Source organism: Candidatus Obscuribacterales bacterium, from assembly GCA_036703605.1.
Taxonomy (GTDB): domain Bacteria; phylum Cyanobacteriota; class Cyanobacteriia; order RECH01; family RECH01; genus RECH01.
On sequence record DATNRH010000412.1, the window covers coordinates 1 to 1,294 of the forward strand.

Here is a 1,294-nt window from a genome sequence, read left to right on the forward strand (position 1 = left end):
ACCATAGCTATGGGTTCTCAGCAACCCCGATAGCACTTCCCAGATGGGTAGCATTTTTTTTTTTTTGAATTACATATAAACTAAATAGAGTTTAAAAACTACCATAAAAGCTACTACAAAAGAGCAAGAAAGCTGGATCCGAAAGGAAAGGATGCAACAATCAACCAGAGAGGGAAAAAGTGGGAACTAGTCCGACATTTCCACGAGGTGGAAGCCACTGACATGGTCCATCATCAAGGCCGGTGGGAGGGAGAAGCCCCGGGAGGTACTAGTTTGGCGGGAGCCACGAAGACAGAGGTGGCTGGCTTGAACTAGAGAAAGGGCAATGCGGGCCTTGATGTAACGAAGGACTGGCGGGTAGGGGCGCTGTAGTTTGGCTGAAAGCTGGAGGGCAAGGCGCTGGAGGAATGCCGTAGCCTCGAGTCCAAGGAGACCGTCAGCGGACACTGGAAAAGGAACAAAATCACGGCGGTAGTAAGCACAAGAACGAGAGTACTTGCGCTTCTTGGCTTGCTCACGACGGAGAAGGGCCGTCTGTGCACCAACACGGGCATGAGTGCTGCAGTCCAAGTCAAGAAGGGTGGTGTCGATAACACAGTCCTTGGCAGGGTCGAAGAAGCCCCGGATGAGGATGTCACCGCGTTCACCGGAGATGATTGGGGGGGCAACGGGGGCAGGGGGTGTGGGGGGAAGAGGAGGGACTGGATCAGCGGGAGGGGAGGCGGCGGGAGGAGCTTGGACGGGGCCCAGGTGGATGGGGGGCTCAATGCGCACGGCGCCGGAGGGGAAGGCTTCAGCGGCAATGGAGGCAATCTCATCACGGAGTTCATGATGGCGGAGGTAAATGAGACCACCAATGGAGCAGGTGAGGGCATGCGTGACAGAAAAGGGTTGGTTGCAGCCATCACAGGTAGCAGGGAGATTGGGAGGTGTCAGGCCATAGCGGAGGTGAAGGGCATCACGAAACTCGAGATGGGAGAGGAGAGAGTGGTCTTCAAGTTTTGGGAAGATAGTGAGCCAAGTGCCTGTTGCACGAGCTCGATCGAGAATTGGAGAAGCTGGGACACCCGGGGGAGGTTGGGCCCAAAGCTTGGTCAAGAGTTGTTTGCGAGCTTCAAATCCACGCCGCTTGAATTCAATGCAATTAGATTTGATGGTAGATCAGTGATTGCGAAGATTGAATTGGGGAGGGGGGTCGGTGCGGACTATTAGACAATGGATGATGTCAGCACAGATGCCCTGGCTTGCCTTATAGCTGTGAGCGCATGTGACAGTGGGGTCGTAAAGGCCAAGG

1 protein-coding gene is annotated in these 1,294 nt (G+C 54.6%); it reads left to right on the forward strand.

Going from position 1 to position 1,294, the window contains the following annotated elements:
- Positions 1 to 552: 552 nt before the first annotated feature.
- Positions 553 to 1,212 (forward strand): hypothetical protein, encoded by a 660-nt coding sequence (locus V6D20_08490; protein ID HEY9815819.1) that lies wholly within the window; start codon positions 553 to 555, stop codon positions 1,210 to 1,212.
- The last annotated feature ends 82 nt before the right edge of the window (positions 1,213 to 1,294 follow it).

Bases quoted from the DNA above. Each gene is read 5' to 3' on its own strand.
- V6D20_08490 (HEY9815819.1), top strand. From the start codon at position 553: ATGAGTGCTGCAGTCCAAGTCAAGAAGGGTGGTGTCGATAACACAGTC.